Source organism: Achromobacter animicus, from assembly GCF_902859585.1.
Lineage (GTDB): Bacteria > Pseudomonadota > Gammaproteobacteria > Burkholderiales > Burkholderiaceae_B > Achromobacter > Achromobacter animicus.
On sequence record NZ_CADIJM010000003.1, the window covers coordinates 479,374 to 493,753 of the forward strand.

A 14,380-nucleotide genomic window follows, 5' to 3' on the forward strand; every position below is an offset into this window, starting at 1 on the left:
ATGTAGCTTTGAATGGAACTACTGGTTGTGGCTGAGGGCGTTGGACAGCAGGCGCGCCGTGATGTCCACGATGGGTATGACGCGCTCGTAGGCCATGCGGGTCGGACCGATGACGCCCAGCGTGCCCACCACCTTGCCATCCACGCCATACGGCGCGGTGATGACGGAAACGTCTTCCAGGGGCACCAGTTGCGAATCGCCACCGATGTAGATCTGCACGCCCTGCGCCCGGCTGGAGACATCCAGCAACTGCAGCAGGTCGGTCTTTTTCTCGAACAACGAAAACATCTTGCGCAGCCGGTCCATGTCGGACGCGATGTCGGTCACGTCCAGCAGCTTTCGCTCGCCGGAAATGACCACGGCGTCGCCGTCCTCGGCAGCTTCGGCACTGGCCTCGACGGCGGCCTGCATGAGGCGCGAGATGTCTTCGCGCAACTGGGCCAGCTCGGTCGAAAGCGTCTGCCGCACGGCATTGAACGACTTGCCGGCGAAGTGCATGTTGAAGAAGTTGCCGGCCTCCAGCAGTTCGGATTCGGCGTAATCCCGCTGGACGAAGAGAATGCGGTTCTGGACGTCGCCATCGGGCGTCACGATGATCAACAGGACGCGCTTGTCGGACAGGCGGATGAATTCGATCTGGCGGAACACCTGGGCCCGCTTGGGCGTGAGCACCACGCCCGCGAATTGCGTCAGATTCGACAGCAACGCGGCGGCCGCGTTGACGGCGCGAGTGGGTTCGGCGGCAGAGAGCATTTCGCCCATGTTGTGCGGCTGAAGCTGGTACGACTGTACCGACAGCAGCGAATCGACGAACATGCGGTATCCGCGCGGCGTGGGTACACGGCCGGCGGAAGTATGCGGGCTATGGATCAGCCCCAGCTCTTCCAGGTCCGCCATGACGTTGCGGATGGTGGCTGGGGACAAGTCGAAGACTTTAGATAGCGTCCGCGAGCCGACTGGCTGCCCATCGGCGATGTAGCGTTCTATCAACGCTTTCAGTAATGCGCGTGCGCGGTCATCCATAGCGGCTATTTTAGGGAATCTTTTTCGGTTGGGGCGATTTTTGTCCCGCAACCCGATATACGGCCCCATATAATCGGCTAATCGGCCCATTCTGGGTACATTCAGCTTTACGGTTTTGCCCTTTTTCATTTGTACGCAGCCATGCACTTTCCCACCGTCGCCCTGATCGGCAGATACCAGGACACCGGCCTGGACACACCGCTGAGAGCCCTTGCGCACGCGCTGACGCAAGCGGGCCGGCATGTGTTGATCGACGCGGACACGGCGCGCAATACCGGGCTGACCGAATATCCCATCGCCACGCTCGAGGAAATCGGCAAGACCGCCTCGCTGGCCGTGGTCATGGGCGGCGACGGCACCGTGCTGGGCGCCAGCCGCCATCTCGCGCCCTACGGCATGCCGCTGGTCGGCATCAACCACGGGCGCCTGGGCTTCATCACCGACATCGCCTTGCAGGACGCGCACGCAGCGCTTGCCCGGGTGCTCGAGGGCAGCTTCCAGATCGAAGACCGCATGCTGCTCGAAGGCAGCGTATGGCGCGGTGATCAAAAGATGTACTCCGCCTCGGCGCTGAACGACGTGGTCCTGAACCGTGCGGGACGCGGCGGCATGATCGAGGTCCGGGTCGAACTGGACGGCGCCTTCATGTATACCCAGCGTGCCGACGGCCTGATCATCGCCACGCCCACAGGGTCCACCGCCTATGCGCTGTCGGCCAACGGCCCCATTCTGCATCCGGGCATGAACGCCATGGTGCTGGTGCCGGTGGCGCCGCAAACGCTGTCGAACCGCCCCATCGTCATCCCGGACACCGGTGTGCTCAACATGACGCTCACTGCCATGGGCCGCGTCGAAGTCGGCGCCAGTGTGCATTTCGACATGCAGACCTGGTCCGACCTGCAACCGGGCGACCGCATCGTCGTGCAGCGCGCGCCCTACACCATCCGATTCGTGCATCCCGAAGGCTATAGCTTCTTCTCCACCCTGCGCCGCAAGCTGCACTGGAACCTGATGCCCGAAGCCTCCGACAACGTAGAGTAGTTAGCGCCCCCACATGCTGCGCACCCTGCACATCCGCGACTTCGTCATCGTCGAACAGACCGAAATCCATTTCGGACCCGGCTTTACCGTCTTTTCCGGCGAAACCGGCGCCGGCAAATCCATCCTGGTCGATGCGCTGGCCCTCACCCTTGGCGAGCGCGGCGACGCCAGCATGCTGCGCGAAGGCGCAACCCGCGCCGACATCACCGCCGTCTTCGACACCCCCAAGGCCCTGCATGCGTGGCTGGCCGAACGCGAGATCGACGCCGACGACGAACTCTCGCTGCGGCGTGTCATCGATGCGCAAGGCCGCAGCCGCGCTTACATCAACGGCACACCGGCCACCGTGGCGCAGCTGCGCGAACTCGGCGACAGCCTGGTCGACATCCACGGCCAGCACGCGCACCAAAGCCTGATGCGTCCCGATGCCCAGCGCGACCTGCTGGACGCGCACGGCGGCCATGGCGATCTGCGCCAGGCGGTCGGCCAGGCATGGAAGCAATGGCGCGCACTGGCGCGCCAATTGGAATCCGCTGAAAAAGACGCTGAAAGCCTCGCGACAGAACGCGAAAGCCTGCAATGGCGGGTCAATGAACTCGACCAGCTCAACCTCGGGCCGGACGAATGGGAAGCCCTGCAATCCGAGCACACGCGCCTGTCGCATTCGCAATCGCTGCTGGACGGGGCTTCGCAGATCCTTGAAACGCTGGACGGCGAAGGCGACTCCGCGCATCATCGGGTGACGGCCGCAAACCAGCGTCTGCAGCAGATGCTGCGGCACGATCCGGGCCTGAAGGGCGTCCATGACGAACTGGAATCGGCCCGCATCGCCATCAGCGAAGCCGTGTCCGACCTGAACAACTATGTCAGCCGGGTCGAACTTGATCCGAAGCGGCTTGCGGACGTGGAAGCGCGTCTTGGGCTGGTGTTCGAGACCGCCCGCAAGTTCCGCACCGAACCCGACGCGTTGTGCGAATTGCGGGAATCCCTGCATGCAGAGCTGGCGGCCCTGCAGGCCGCCGGCGACATCGACGCGCTGCGCGCCCAGGCGGCTGCGGCGCAGGCGCAATACGACGCAGTCGCCGCCAAGCTCACGACCGCGCGCCGCAAGGTTGCCAAGGATCTGGGCAAGCAGGTCACCCAGGCCATGCAGACGCTCGCAATGCAGGGCGGCCGCTTCGAACCGACGCTCGCGCCGTCCGCGCCCTCCGCACACGGCAGCGAACAGGTCGAATTTCTGGTCGCCGGCCACGCCGGCACTACCCCGCGGCCGCTGGCCAAGGTCGCGTCGGGCGGCGAACTGTCCCGCATCTCGCTTGCGCTATCGGTTATCGCCAGCCGCGCGGCGCGCGTCCCCACGCTGATCTTCGACGAAGTCGACAGCGGCGTGGGCGGCGCGGTCGCCGAATCCGTCGGCAAGCTGCTGCGCGAGCTGGGTGAACGCCATCAGGTGCTGTGCGTCACCCACCTGCCCCAGGTTGCTGCCTGCGCCAACAACCAGTTCCTGGTCAGCAAGGCCGAATCGCGCGGCACCACGCGCTCCAGCATCGAACCGCTGGACGCCCCAGCCCGCGTAGAGGAAATCGCGCGCATGCTGGGCGGCATGAAGCTCACCGCCACCACCCGGGAACACGCGCGCGAAATGCTGGAAGGCTTCGGGCAGACCGCGCCCTGAGTCTGACCCCGCGTGGGGGCATCCCTCGACCGACGCGCACGCAATGGCCAAATGCAAAAAGCCCCTTCACATCGAAGGGGCTTTGTTTTTCACCTAAGCAGCCGGACGGGCCGGCCGCTAGCCTGCCGAGCTGGGCTTACCGGCCCTTGAGGCAGCTACCGCAGATGCCGTACAGCACCATCGCATGGCTTTCCAGCGCGAAGGCGTTGTCCTTGGCGATCTTCTGCTGGCGCTTTTCGATCTCGGGATCCGAAAACTCGACAACCTTTCCGCAATTGGTGCAGATCAAGTGGTCGTGGTGGTCGCCGTCGTTCAATTCGAAAACGGCCTTGCCGCTGTCGAACTGGCTGCGCGCCAGGATGCCGGCCTGCTCGAACTGGGTCAGCACGCGGTAGACGGTAGCCAGGCCGATCTCGACGTTTTCGCCGATGAGGGCGCGGTAGACGTCTTCGGCGCTCAGGTGCCGTTCACCCGATTTGCGGAAAATATCAAGAATTTTCAGGCGAGGAAAAGTCGCCTTCAAACCCATGTTTTTCAGTTCGCTTTGGTCGCTCATGGTGTAATCGCTCTCCGTCCGCGTTGGCATGGGCAAGGACTGGGGTCACCGCAAGCCGGCTCGCCGAATTCATGCCGCCTCGCGGAACTATCCTGATGAAACCTTTATGATAACGGTTTTGCTTGCTTCCAAATAATAGGGGCGCGTAGTGTCCATGTTTGCACGTATTCCCTCCCGCTCTCTGAAGACCGGTTTGGCCGTCGCCGCCCTGGCCGTCGCCTTGGCGGGCTGCACCTCAAACAAATGGGGCTTTCCTTACAAAGCTCCGGTCCAGCAGGGTAACTGGATCACGCAGGAACAGGTCGCACTGCTCCAGCCCGGCATGACCCGCGAACAAGTCCGCTTCGCGCTCGGCAGCCCCACGCTCACCAGCGTGCTGCACGCCAACCGCTGGGACTACCCGTATTACTTCAAGCCCGGGTACGGCAACTCGCAAGAGCGCAAGTTCACCGTCTGGTTCGAAAACGACCGCCTCGTGCGCTGGGAAGGCGACAAGCAGCCTGATCTGCAGCCCTACCAGATCAACACGCCGGATGCCGTTGCCGACGAAAAGGCCGACAAGCGTCTGAATCAGGACGAAGAGCGTATCAAGCAAGAGCAGGACGAACAGAAGCGCGACGCCGATGCGCCCGTCAGCCCGCTCAACCAATACCCAGGCCAGCCGGGCAACGCGCCCGAGCCGCTGCTTTAAACCGAAGGACTTTTTTTATGCGTATTGCTATCGCCGGCGCCAACGGCCGCATGGGCCAGATGCTGATCGAGGCCATCCTGAAGGCCGACGGCCTGGAGCTGGCTGTTGCGCTGGACGTCCCGGGCTCCGCTTCGCTGGGCCGCGATGCCGGCGCCCAGTTGGGCAAGCAGACGGGCGTGGCCATCACGGATGATCTGGACGCCCTTGCCGGCGCCGATTGCCTGATCGACTTCACCCGCCCGGAAGGCACGCTCAAGCACCTGGAAGCCTGCGTCAAGCACGGCGTGAAGGCCGTCATCGGCACCACCGGTTTTGACGACAATGGCCGCGCCGCAATCGAAGTCGCTGCGCAAAAGACCGCCATCGTGTTCGCCCCCAACATGAGCGTGGGCGTCAACGCCACGCTCAAGCTGCTGGACATGGCGGCCCGCATCCTGAACGCCGGCTATGACGTCGAAGTGTTTGAAGCGCACCATCGCAACAAGGTCGACGCGCCTTCGGGCACGGCGCTGAAGATGGGCGAAACGATTGCGTCCGCCTGGGACGTTGCCCTGCCCGACGTCGCCACCTGGAGCCGCCACGGCGACACCGGCGTGCGCAAACCCGGCACCATCGGCTTTTCGGTGCTGCGCGGCGGCGACATCGTCGGCGATCACACCGTGTCGTTCTGCGGCATCGGCGAGCGCATCGAAATCACGCACCGCTCGTCCAGCCGGGCCACCTACGCGGAAGGCGCGCTGCGCGCGGCGCGCTTCCTCGACGGCAAGAGCAACGGTCTGTACGACATGCAGTCGGTGCTGGGCCTCTGATCCGGTTCACGGCGCTAAAAATAAAGGACCCCTCGGGGTCCTTTTTTAATGCCGTGTTCTTGGGGTTCTTTGGGCGCGGCCGGCTAGGTGCGGCCGGCTAGGTGCGGCCGGCCAGGTCCGGCCGGTCACACCACGACGGGTTCCGGCTCCAGCCGCACGCCATAACGGTCAGCCACGGCGTCCTGCACCGCTCCCGCCAGGCCCATGATGTCCTCGGCCGTGGCGCCGCCTCGATTGATCAGCACGAGCGCCTGGCGATCATGCACACCCGCCGCGCCCAACGCCTTGCCCTTCCAGCCGCATTGATCGATCAGCCAGCCGGCGGCCAGCTTGTAGCGGCCATCGGGCTGCGGATACGACACCAGGCCGGGAAAACGCGCCGCCAGCGCTTCACGCTGCGCAGCCGGCACGATCGGATTCTTGAAGAAGCTGCCCGCATTTCCGGTGACGGCGGGGTCCGGCAGCTTGGCTCGCCGGATCTCGCAAACCGCCTCGAACACGTCGCGCGCGCTGGGCGCTCCGTCCGCCAGCCGCGCATGACGTTGCAGATCGGGATATTCCAGCACCGGCCGCCAGGGGCGCGGCAACGCAAACCGCACGCTTACGATGATCCAGCGGCCAGGTTCATCATGTTTGAACGTGCTGTCGCGGTATGAAAACCTGCACTCGGCCGCCCGCATTTCCACGAAGCGTGCCTCGCGCACATCCCAGGCCGTCAGACTGTGGAACCGCTCCTGCAGCTCGACGCCGTAAGCGCCGATGTTCTGCACCGGCGAGGCGCCGACGGTACCGGGGATCAACGCCAGATTCTCCAGGCCGTCCCATCCCTGCGCCACGCAGGCCGCTACGAATCCGTGCCAGCTCTCGCCGCCCGCGGCTTCGACGATCCATGCGTCCGGCCGCGCCTCCAGCAGACGCACGCCTTCGAACGCGACGCGCGCGACCAAGCCCGGCACACGCTCGGGCAACACCACATTGCTGCCGCCGCCCAACACCAGCAGCGACGGCGCCGCTTGCGCGAGCGCCGACAAGGCCGGCAATTGCGCCGGATCGCGCAGCGCGACGAAGGCGTCGGCCCGGGACGCGAGTCCCAGCGTATTCAGACGAGTAAGGTCCTGCACGGCCGGAGACAACGGATCGGACGCGGGTCCGGCGAAGGAATTTGACATGGGTGCTACGTGGTGTGCTATAGTTTCTGTCTTCGCTCAGTTTACTTGATTGAGTGCTTGACCCGATTTGAAGTTCGAATCGAAACGGCCACGGCGGCTCAGGACAAGCTCAAAAAATCGTGCTAGACTGCGCGCCTTCTGATCGATAACCAAGTTGATCAGAGTGAATAAGAAAAGCGGTTCTGAGCAGTTTGCGGAACCAATGCGGGAGTAGCTCAGTTGGTAGAGCGCAACCTTGCCAAGGTTGAGGTCGCGAGTTCGAGACTCGTCTCCCGCTCCAGATTTTGATGTGCAGCTTTTTCAGTGCTGCAGATCATTGAAAGCAAGGGCCGAAAGGCCCTTTTTTCATGCCTGAAAAGCCAGTTCATGCAGCACATGCGAGCCGACTTGATGGATGAAAAAATTAATGTATACTCTCGCCTCGCTGATTGGACAGCCGCCAGATTCTTGAAGATCTTCTTGAAGACTCAAGCGCACAGCCAGCGATGAGGGTATTAGCAAATGCGGGAGTAGCTCAGTTGGTAGAGCGCAACCTTGCCAAGGTTGAGGTCGCGAGTTCGAGACTCGTCTCCCGCTCCAGATTTCGGTCTGCCGTGCAAAGACCCTTAAAAGTATGTACAATCGCTGTCTTTGGTGAACAGCCCTGATACCAAAACAGGCATTCATCAGAACAAGCGAAGGCTTGTAGCTTAGTAGTAATAAGCAGTACCCAGCAGTACCCCAGCAGTACCCCCGCGGGAGTAGCTCAGTTGGTAGAGCGCAACCTTGCCAAGGTTGAGGTCGCGAGTTCGAGACTCGTCTCCCGCTCCAAATACAAAGAGGAAGCATCGGCCAACACCGCGCTTCCTTTTTTCTTGCAAGTGCTGGCGCAATGGCAGAGTGGTTATGCAGCGGATTGCAAATCCGTGTACGTCGGTTCGATTCCGGCTTGCGCCTCCAGCATCTTTCCCCCCTCCCCAGCATCTCGTTACCCATCCCTACGCCCGGTCAGCCGGATGATTGTTATGGTGACCCCGTTTTCATTTGAACGATGAGTCCATGCACAACATCCCGGTATCGCAACCGCGCCGCTTTACTGCCCGCCCCGCTTTCCTGAGCCTGTCCGCCGCCGCGCTGATCGCACTAGCGCCGCTGGCTGCCGAGGCGCATGACAAGCACCATCACCACCGCCACAAGGGCGGCGAGTACAAGGAAAAGTATTGGGATGGCGCCTGCAAGGTCGAGCGCAAGTGGAAGCGCAACGGCGACTACAGCGAAAAGCGCAAATGCCGTGACGACTATGCTTATGGCTACGCACCGCAACCCGTGGCGGTGCCCGTGATGCCGGTGCAACCTGGCATCGTCATCTCGCCCACGATCGTCATCCGCCCCTGAGACCATGGATCAATCGGTAAAGGACGCCCTCACCCGCTGGCCGAATGTGCCGGCTGTCTACGGATGGCTGTCGCTGGATGCGCGCGGCCGCTGGCGCCTTCATCCGCAAGGACAGGCCAATGAGGGCGGGCCGGGCGAGCCGATCACCAATACGCAGATCCTGGAATTCATCAGCCGCAATTACGAACGCGACAACGACGGCCGCTGGTTTTTCCAGAACGGCCCGCAGCGGGTGTTCGTACGTCTGGACGCAGCGCCCTATGTGTTGCGCCTTGCCGATGACAATCGCGGCCTCATCACGCACACGGATGCGACCGTCGACGCAGTCAGCGCGTGGTGGCTGGATGATGAAGGCCGGCTCTACGCATCGACGCCGATGGGCGCCGGCATCGTGCTGGACCGCGATTTGCAGCCGCTGCTGGAGATGATGCGGACGCAAGCTGGTGCTCCGCTGCTGGACGCGCTGGCCGAACTGGCGGCTAGCCATTCGATGACAGCCGACTGGCCTGACGTGTACGCGGCGGCGCCGCTGCACGCAATCGCGCAGGCGGACATCGCCGCGCGCCTGGGATTTGACCCCGCCCCGCACGCCCCCGCGGCCTGACGGGTCAGCGCAAACTCAGAACATCCCGTTGCTGTTGGCGGCCTTCTCGGGAATCGGTTGCACGGCATCCCAATGCTCGACGATCTTGCCGCCTTCCAGGCGAAAGATGTCGATGATGGCGTTGCCGCGCGTTCCCGGCTCGCGCACGGCGTGGACATGCAGGATGACGTAATCGCCATCCGTGAACACGCGCTTGATTTCGCTGTGCGAGGCGGGATACTTGTCGCGCAGGAATGCGATGAATTGCCGGAAGCCCTCGGGGCCGTCGGCCGCGTTGGGATTGTGCTGCACATAACGATCGCCCACGTACTTGAGCGCGGCGTCCGCGTCCTTCTGGTTCAAGCCTTTTTCATAGAACGCCAGGACGGCAGCCTTGTTGGCGGCTTCCTGTTCGGGCGTGGCTTGCGCGGCGCAGGCCAGGACGGAAAACAGCAGTGCGGCAAACGCGCGCATGAACATAGGCCGGGACATATCGACTCCAGATAAAAAAAGGCGAAGCCATTCTATGGCCCCGCCTTCGCGCGGGCCACGTCCGGCCCGGTAAACAGATTGATGCGCGTAGCGCTCAGTGGTTTGACGCCGCTATGGCTCAGCGGCGGCCGCTTTTGACCAGCGCGAACTTACCGTCGCCCAACAGCGCCAGGACGGCAGCCGCCACGGTCAGGAAAATCGGATATTCCCAACCGCCGCCCGGGTTGCCGAAGCCCCAGCCATTGCCAAAATGGACCGTCGACGCCGCGAAGAGCTGCACCACGGCAATCGCAGCGACCCAGCGCGGCACCACGCCCAGGATCAGCAGGATGCCTCCGGCCACCTCGAAAAACGTGACCGGATAGGCCAACCAGCTGGCAAAACCGATCTTGGCGAAGAACTGGGCGGTGCCGGGCAGCGTGAACACCAGCAGCTTGGTCAGGCCATGGGCCAGGAACATCACGCCCAGCGCCACGCGCAAGAGCAACGCGGCATACGGCGCGGTACGGGAATCAATCATTGCAATCATCCTTGTGCAGAAAAGCGAATCGCCCGGAGCAGGCAGATCCTTCATGGGCCGTATTCTTGCGATTCCAAAAACAAAGATAAACATGCAGAATTGCAAATTATTGTTCCCCGATAGGAAACAATCTTGGACACCCATACCGCCATGCAGACCTATGCCAAGGTCGTCGAACTGGGCTCATTCGCGGCAGCCGCCGACAAGATGGGCCAGGCGCGATCTGTGGTGACGCGGCAGATCGCCTATCTGGAGCAGAAGTACGGCGTACGCCTGCTGAACCGTACGACGCGCAAGCTCAGCATGACGGACGCCGGACGCGCCTTCTATGACCGCGTCCGGCCCATTCTGGCGGAGGTTGCCGACCTGGAACTGTCGCTGCAGGCGGAAGGCCAGCGGCCCAGCGGACGATTGCGGGTCAGCGCGCCCGTGTCCTTTGGCATCCTGCATCTGGGGCCAGCCATCGCCGAATACCTGCAGCGCTATCCGGACGTGGTGATCGACCTGGACCTGAACGACCGCGTGGTGGATCTGGTCGAGGACGGCTACGACGTTGCGGTGCGCATCGGCCCGCTGGTGGATTCGTCGCTGGTGGCCAGACCCCTGGCGCCGCAGCAACTGCTGGTCTGCGCAGCGCCGTCGTACCTGGAGCGCCACGGCGCGCCCGCCGTGCCTGAAGACCTGAAGCAGCATCGCTGCCTGCACTACGCCTACGCCAGCACGGGCAACGAATGGCATTTCGAGAAGGACGGCGTGACGCATCTGGTGCGCGTGAACGCGGCGTTGCGGGCCAATAACGGCGACGTGCTGCGCACCGCTGCACTGGCCGGCCACGGCATCATCCTGCAGCCGGAGTTCCTGGTCGGGGATGACATACGCGCCGGACGTCTGACCGCCCTCTTGACCGGCTATGCCCACACGCCGATTTCCATGGTCGCCGTCTACCCGCACCGCCGCTTTCTGTCGCCCAAGGTCCGGTCGTTCGTCGAACACCTGGAAGCGCGGTTCGGCAGCCCCGCGCCCACGCCGCCGGCCCGGCGCGCCACGACCCGCCGCAGCCGGTAGAATCGTACCCATGACCGCCAAATCGCCCCTCGAATACTTCCCCGCCCCGCGCCGTTCCCACTTTTGCAGCCAGTGCGGCTCTCCGGTAAACCGCCGCGTGCCGGAAGGCGATAACCGCGAGCGTGACATCTGTGATCACTGCGGGGCGATCCATTACCAGAATCCGCGGCTGGTGGTCGGGACCGTGCCCGTCTGGGAAAACCGCATCCTGCTCTGCCGCCGCGCGATCGAACCCCGCTACAACACGTGGACCCTGCCCGCCGGCTTCATGGAGCTCGGCGAGAGCACGGCGCAAGGCGCGGCGCGGGAAACGCTGGAAGAGTCCGGCGCCAAAATCCAGTTGGGCGACATCTACACCATCATCGACGTCCCGCAGATCGAGCAGGTGCACGTGTTCTATCTCGCCCAGGCGGTGGGTCCGGAACTGGACCCGGGCCCGGAAAGCCTGGAAGCGCGCTGGTACGACGAATCCGAAATTCCCTGGGACGACCTGGCCTTCCGCACTGTCGCCAGCACCCTGCGCCTGTTCTTCGAGGACCGCAAACGCGGCACCTTCGGCCCGCATCACTACACCCTAGAATCCCACCGTTGAAACTGCCCTGGCTCGCCGCCGACACCCCGTTTCCTCCTGCGGAATTCGCGCTGACGGATCCGGACGGTCTGCTGGCCGCGGGCGCGGACCTGTCGCCGGAACGTCTGGCCCAGGCCTATTCCAACGGCATCTTTCCGTGGTACTCGGAAGGCGAGCCCGTGCTCTGGTGGAGTCCGAACCCGCGCATGGTGCTGCCCGTGAAGGACTTTGCGCCGTCGCACTCGCTGCGCAAGCTGCTCCGCCAGATCGCCGCCCGGGAATACGAAGCCACGCCCAGCGTGCAGGTGCGGGTCGACACCGTGTTTCCCCAGGTCATGGCGGCCTGCGCCGCGCCGCGCGACGGCCAGCCGGGCACGTGGATCACCGCTGCCATGCAGGACGCCTACCGGCAGTGGCATGACGCCGGCGTCGTGCACAGCATCGAAACCTGGATCGACGGGGAATTGGCGGGCGGGTTGTACGGCATCAGCCTGGGACGCATGTTCTTCGGCGAATCCATGTTCACCCGCGTCCCGAACGCCTCGAAGATCGCGCTCGCGCATCTGGTTCGCTACCTGGACGCGCAGGGCGTCGAGTGGATCGACTGCCAGCAGCAGACGCGGCATCTGGCAAGCATGGGTGCGGCTCCCGTGCCACGGGAACACTTTCTGCGGCATGTTCGGCAAGCCACTCAACAGCCCGGCATTCCGTGGTCACGCGGCCGGCTGGACACGCGCGGCCAACTGCATCCGGATACACCCGAGGGGACGGATTGCAGCCCGAGTTAAGCGTTAATATGGAGCCACTCCCGTCCCGGGTTTGCCGCCTATACGCGGGATATCCGATACGCCAGCTCCCATGAGCCAGCTCCAATGAGCCAGCTGAAAGAACTTCCCTTCTCCACGCTGCAGTTCTACGCAACCGCCCCCTACCCCTGCAGTTATCTGCCGGGTCGCCAGGCCCGGTCGCAGGTGGCCGCGCCCGGGCATCTGATCAACGCGGGCACGTATTCCCAATTGGTGGAACAAGGCTTTCGCCGCAGCGGTCTATTTACCTACCGTCCCCATTGCGACAACTGTCAGGCCTGCATTCCCGTGCGCGTAGATACGGCCGGATTCGCCCCCAACCGCAGTCAGCGCCGTGCGTGGCGCGATCATCAGCATCTGCAGTCGTTCGTCGCGGAGCTGGCATGGTCGCCGGAACACTACCGGCTCTATACCCGGTATCAGCAGGGCCGGCATCCGGGCGGCGGCATGGACGAGGACAGCCGCACGCAGTACGCGCAGTTTCTCTTGACCAGCCGCGTCAACACCCGGCTGGTCGAGTTCCGCAACGCCGAGGGTGTGCTGGTGATGGTCTCCATCATCGACGTGCTGGACGACGGCCTGTCCTCGGTCTACACGTTCTATGACCCGGACATCGCCGATGGCCTGGGCACGTACAGCATTCTCTGGCAGGTAGAACAGTGCCGCGCGCTGAACCTGCCGTGGCTCTATCTGGGCTACTGGATCGCGGACAGCCGCAAGATGTCCTACAAATCGGCCTTCCGTCCGGCGCAGTTCCTGGTCGACGGGGAATGGCGCGACAGTCCCGACCGCCCGCCCGCCTGAATCTGTTGCGGCGTCGTTTGCAATCGGCGGGGACGGAGCAAATCGCTCTACAATCCCGGCCCATGTCTATCCTCTTCCACGCCTATCCCCTGGCCCGCCCGGCGCTCTTCGCCATGGATGCGGAAACCGCCCACGAAGTCACCCTGTCGGGCCTGCAGCGCGCCTATGAATGCGGCGCCACGCGCAAGCTCATGCACGCGCAGCCCAAGGCGCCCTGCACACTGATGGGGATGCAGCTGGCCAACCCGATCGGACTGGCCGCCGGCCTGGACAAGAACGGCGCCTACATCGACGCGCTGGGCAACCTGGGTTTCGGCTTCATCGAGGTCGGCACGGTCACGCCGCGCGCGCAGCCCGGCAACCCCAAGCCGCGCATGTTCCGCCTGCCGCGCGCCAATGCGCTGATCAACCGGCTGGGCTTCAACAATCAGGGGCTCGACGCCTTTCTTGCCAACGTGCAGCGCAGCACGTGGCGCAAGCAAGGCGGAATTCTGGGCCTGAACATCGGCAAGAATGCAGACACGCCCATCGAACGGGCCGCCGACGACTACCTGATCGGCCTGGACGGCGTGTACCCGCATGCCGACTACGTCACCGTGAATATCTCGTCGCCCAACACCAAGAACCTGCGTGCGCTGCAAAGCGGCGACGAGCTTTCTGCGCTGCTCGCGCAGTTGGCCGACAAGCGCCGCGCCCTGGAAGACCGGCACCAGCGCCGGGTCCCGATGGCGGTGAAGATTGCGCCGGACCTGTCACAGGAAGAAATCGACGCCATCGCCGAGATCCTTCCGCGCCACGGCATCGATGGCGTCATCGCCACCAACACCACGCTGTCGCGCGACGCGGTGAAGGGCCAGGCCCATTCGGAGGAGGCTGGCGGCCTGTCCGGCGCGCCCGTGCATCAACTGTCGCTGGCGGTGATCCGCCGCCTGAAGGAACGGCTGGGCAATAGCCTGGCCATCATCGGCGTGGGCGGCGTGCTGTCCGGACGGGAAGCCCGCGAAAAGATGGAAGCCGGCGCCGACGCGGTGCAGCTTTACACGGGCCTCATCTACCGTGGCCCCGGGCTGGTCGGCGAATGCGTACGCGCCGTCGCGTCCCGCTGACAGCCGATAAAGACAAAAAACGCAGGCAAAAAAAGGGGCCACCCTGTGGGTGGCCCTAATTCCAGCTCTGCTCTGTCACTCAACAGTACTACATT

At 63.8% G+C, this 14,380-nt stretch carries 16 protein-coding genes and 4 tRNA genes; 15 read left to right on the forward strand and 5 right to left on the reverse strand.

What is annotated here, in order from left to right:
- Positions 1-18 precede the first annotated feature (18 nt).
- Positions 19-1,023 (reverse strand): heat-inducible transcriptional repressor HrcA, encoded by a 1,005-nt coding sequence (gene hrcA, locus HV681_RS11320; protein WP_062840377.1) that lies wholly within the window; start codon positions 1,021-1,023, stop codon positions 19-21.
- A 141-nt stretch (positions 1,024-1,164) separates the two neighbouring features.
- Between hrcA and HV681_RS11325 the strand changes: the two genes are divergently transcribed.
- The gene (locus tag HV681_RS11325) at positions 1,165-2,064 is read left to right on the forward strand and encodes an NAD kinase (protein ID WP_105237577.1); all 900 of its coding nucleotides are present in this window, start codon (positions 1,165-1,167) and stop codon (positions 2,062-2,064) included.
- Between the two features lie 13 nt (positions 2,065-2,077).
- A complete protein-coding gene (recN, locus tag HV681_RS11330; RefSeq protein WP_175123165.1) occupies positions 2,078-3,739 on the forward strand; it encodes a DNA repair protein RecN in 1,662 nt (553 codons plus the stop codon).
- Between the two features lie 136 nt (positions 3,740-3,875).
- Here the strand turns inward: recN and fur are convergent, their stop codons facing one another.
- Positions 3,876-4,295, reverse strand: a complete 420-nt coding sequence (gene fur, locus HV681_RS11335) for a ferric iron uptake transcriptional regulator (protein WP_056321269.1) — start codon at positions 4,293-4,295, stop codon at positions 3,876-3,878.
- A 154-nt stretch (positions 4,296-4,449) separates the two neighbouring features.
- Here fur and HV681_RS11340 point away from each other — a divergent pair, with 154 nt between their 5' ends.
- The gene (locus tag HV681_RS11340) at positions 4,450-4,986 is read left to right on the forward strand and encodes an outer membrane protein assembly factor BamE (protein ID WP_175123166.1); all 537 of its coding nucleotides are present in this window, start codon (positions 4,450-4,452) and stop codon (positions 4,984-4,986) included.
- A gap of 17 nt (positions 4,987-5,003) precedes the next feature.
- Positions 5,004-5,795, forward strand: a complete 792-nt coding sequence (dapB, locus tag HV681_RS11345; RefSeq protein WP_175123167.1) for a 4-hydroxy-tetrahydrodipicolinate reductase — start codon at positions 5,004-5,006, stop codon at positions 5,793-5,795.
- A 125-nt stretch (positions 5,796-5,920) separates the two neighbouring features.
- Here the strand turns inward: dapB and murB are convergent, their stop codons facing one another.
- Positions 5,921-6,964, reverse strand: a complete 1,044-nt coding sequence (gene murB / locus HV681_RS11350) for a UDP-N-acetylmuramate dehydrogenase (RefSeq protein ID WP_175123168.1) — start codon at positions 6,962-6,964, stop codon at positions 5,921-5,923.
- Between the two features lie 204 nt (positions 6,965-7,168).
- Here murB and HV681_RS11355 point away from each other — a divergent pair.
- The 6 genes from HV681_RS11355 (at position 7,169) to HV681_RS11380 (ending at position 8,942) form a co-directional block, all read left to right on the forward strand.
- Positions 7,169-7,244, forward strand: a tRNA-Gly gene (locus HV681_RS11355).
- A gap of 223 nt (positions 7,245-7,467) precedes the next feature.
- Positions 7,468-7,543: transfer RNA gene (locus HV681_RS11360), tRNA-Gly, on the forward strand.
- Between the two features lie 155 nt (positions 7,544-7,698).
- Positions 7,699-7,774: transfer RNA gene (locus HV681_RS11365), tRNA-Gly, on the forward strand.
- Positions 7,775-7,829: 55 nt separating this feature from the next.
- A tRNA-Cys gene (locus HV681_RS11370) sits at positions 7,830-7,903 on the forward strand.
- 99 nt (positions 7,904-8,002) lie between these two features.
- The gene (locus HV681_RS11375) at positions 8,003-8,338 is read left to right on the forward strand and encodes a hypothetical protein (protein WP_175123169.1); all 336 of its coding nucleotides are present in this window, start codon (positions 8,003-8,005) and stop codon (positions 8,336-8,338) included.
- A 4-nt stretch (positions 8,339-8,342) separates the two neighbouring features.
- Positions 8,343-8,942 carry a DUF2946 family protein gene (locus HV681_RS11380; protein WP_175123170.1) on the forward strand — a complete coding sequence of 200 codons (600 nt, stop codon included), beginning with the start codon at positions 8,343-8,345 and terminating at the stop codon, positions 8,940-8,942.
- A 15-nt stretch (positions 8,943-8,957) separates the two neighbouring features.
- Here HV681_RS11380 and HV681_RS11385 read toward each other — a convergent pair whose 3' ends face one another.
- Both HV681_RS11385 and HV681_RS11390 read right to left on the reverse strand, forming a co-directional pair.
- Positions 8,958-9,413, reverse strand: coding sequence for a nuclear transport factor 2 family protein (locus tag HV681_RS11385; protein ID WP_175123171.1), 456 nt, complete (start codon positions 9,411-9,413; stop codon positions 8,958-8,960).
- Between the two features lie 118 nt (positions 9,414-9,531).
- Positions 9,532-9,933, reverse strand: a complete 402-nt coding sequence (locus tag HV681_RS11390) for a DoxX family protein (RefSeq protein WP_105237569.1) — start codon at positions 9,931-9,933, stop codon at positions 9,532-9,534.
- A gap of 132 nt (positions 9,934-10,065) precedes the next feature.
- Between HV681_RS11390 and HV681_RS11395 the strand changes: the two genes are divergently transcribed.
- From HV681_RS11395 to HV681_RS11415, 5 genes are all read left to right on the forward strand, one after another.
- Complete coding sequence (locus tag HV681_RS11395; RefSeq protein WP_246282845.1) at positions 10,066-10,998, forward strand: LysR family transcriptional regulator; 933 nt, start codon at positions 10,066-10,068, stop codon at positions 10,996-10,998.
- Positions 10,999-11,008: 10 nt separating this feature from the next.
- Complete coding sequence (locus HV681_RS11400) at positions 11,009-11,590, forward strand: NUDIX hydrolase (protein ID WP_175123172.1); 582 nt, start codon at positions 11,009-11,011, stop codon at positions 11,588-11,590.
- A complete protein-coding gene (aat, locus tag HV681_RS11405) occupies positions 11,587-12,357 on the forward strand; it encodes a leucyl/phenylalanyl-tRNA--protein transferase (protein WP_175123173.1) in 771 nt (256 codons plus the stop codon). Before HV681_RS11400 ends, aat begins: the two co-directional genes overlap by 4 nt.
- A gap of 84 nt (positions 12,358-12,441) precedes the next feature.
- Positions 12,442-13,179 carry an arginyltransferase gene (locus HV681_RS11410; RefSeq protein WP_175123174.1) on the forward strand — a complete coding sequence of 246 codons (738 nt, stop codon included), beginning with the start codon at positions 12,442-12,444 and terminating at the stop codon, positions 13,177-13,179.
- A gap of 62 nt (positions 13,180-13,241) precedes the next feature.
- The gene (locus tag HV681_RS11415) at positions 13,242-14,285 is read left to right on the forward strand and encodes a quinone-dependent dihydroorotate dehydrogenase (protein WP_175123175.1); all 1,044 of its coding nucleotides are present in this window, start codon (positions 13,242-13,244) and stop codon (positions 14,283-14,285) included.
- Positions 14,286-14,380: the final 95 nt, after the last annotated feature.

Excerpts from the sequence above, each read along its gene's own strand:
- HV681_RS11410 (WP_175123174.1), top strand. The coding sequence starts at position 12,442 with ATGAGCCAGCTGAAAGAACTTCCCTTCTCCACGCTGCAGTTCTACGCA.
- HV681_RS11375 (WP_175123169.1), top strand. The coding sequence starts at position 8,003 with ATGCACAACATCCCGGTATCGCAACCGCGCCGCTTTACTGCCCGCCCC.
- murB (WP_175123168.1), bottom strand. The coding sequence starts at position 6,964 with ATGTCAAATTCCTTCGCCGGACCCGCGTCCGATCCGTTGTCTCCGGCC.
- hrcA (WP_062840377.1), bottom strand. The coding sequence starts at position 1,023 with ATGGATGACCGCGCACGCGCATTACTGAAAGCGTTGATAGAACGCTAC.
- HV681_RS11340 (WP_175123166.1), top strand. The coding sequence starts at position 4,450 with ATGTTTGCACGTATTCCCTCCCGCTCTCTGAAGACCGGTTTGGCCGTC.
- recN (WP_175123165.1), top strand. The coding sequence starts at position 2,078 with ATGCTGCGCACCCTGCACATCCGCGACTTCGTCATCGTCGAACAGACC.
- HV681_RS11400 (WP_175123172.1), top strand. The coding sequence starts at position 11,009 with ATGACCGCCAAATCGCCCCTCGAATACTTCCCCGCCCCGCGCCGTTCC.
- HV681_RS11325 (WP_105237577.1), top strand. The coding sequence starts at position 1,165 with ATGCACTTTCCCACCGTCGCCCTGATCGGCAGATACCAGGACACCGGC.
- dapB (WP_175123167.1), top strand. The coding sequence starts at position 5,004 with ATGCGTATTGCTATCGCCGGCGCCAACGGCCGCATGGGCCAGATGCTG.
- HV681_RS11385 (WP_175123171.1), bottom strand. The coding sequence starts at position 9,413 with ATGTCCCGGCCTATGTTCATGCGCGCGTTTGCCGCACTGCTGTTTTCC.
- HV681_RS11380 (WP_175123170.1), top strand. The coding sequence starts at position 8,343 with ATGGATCAATCGGTAAAGGACGCCCTCACCCGCTGGCCGAATGTGCCG.
- fur (WP_056321269.1), bottom strand. The coding sequence starts at position 4,295 with ATGAGCGACCAAAGCGAACTGAAAAACATGGGTTTGAAGGCGACTTTT.
- HV681_RS11415 (WP_175123175.1), top strand. The coding sequence starts at position 13,242 with ATGTCTATCCTCTTCCACGCCTATCCCCTGGCCCGCCCGGCGCTCTTC.
- HV681_RS11390 (WP_105237569.1), bottom strand. The coding sequence starts at position 9,933 with ATGATTGATTCCCGTACCGCGCCGTATGCCGCGTTGCTCTTGCGCGTG.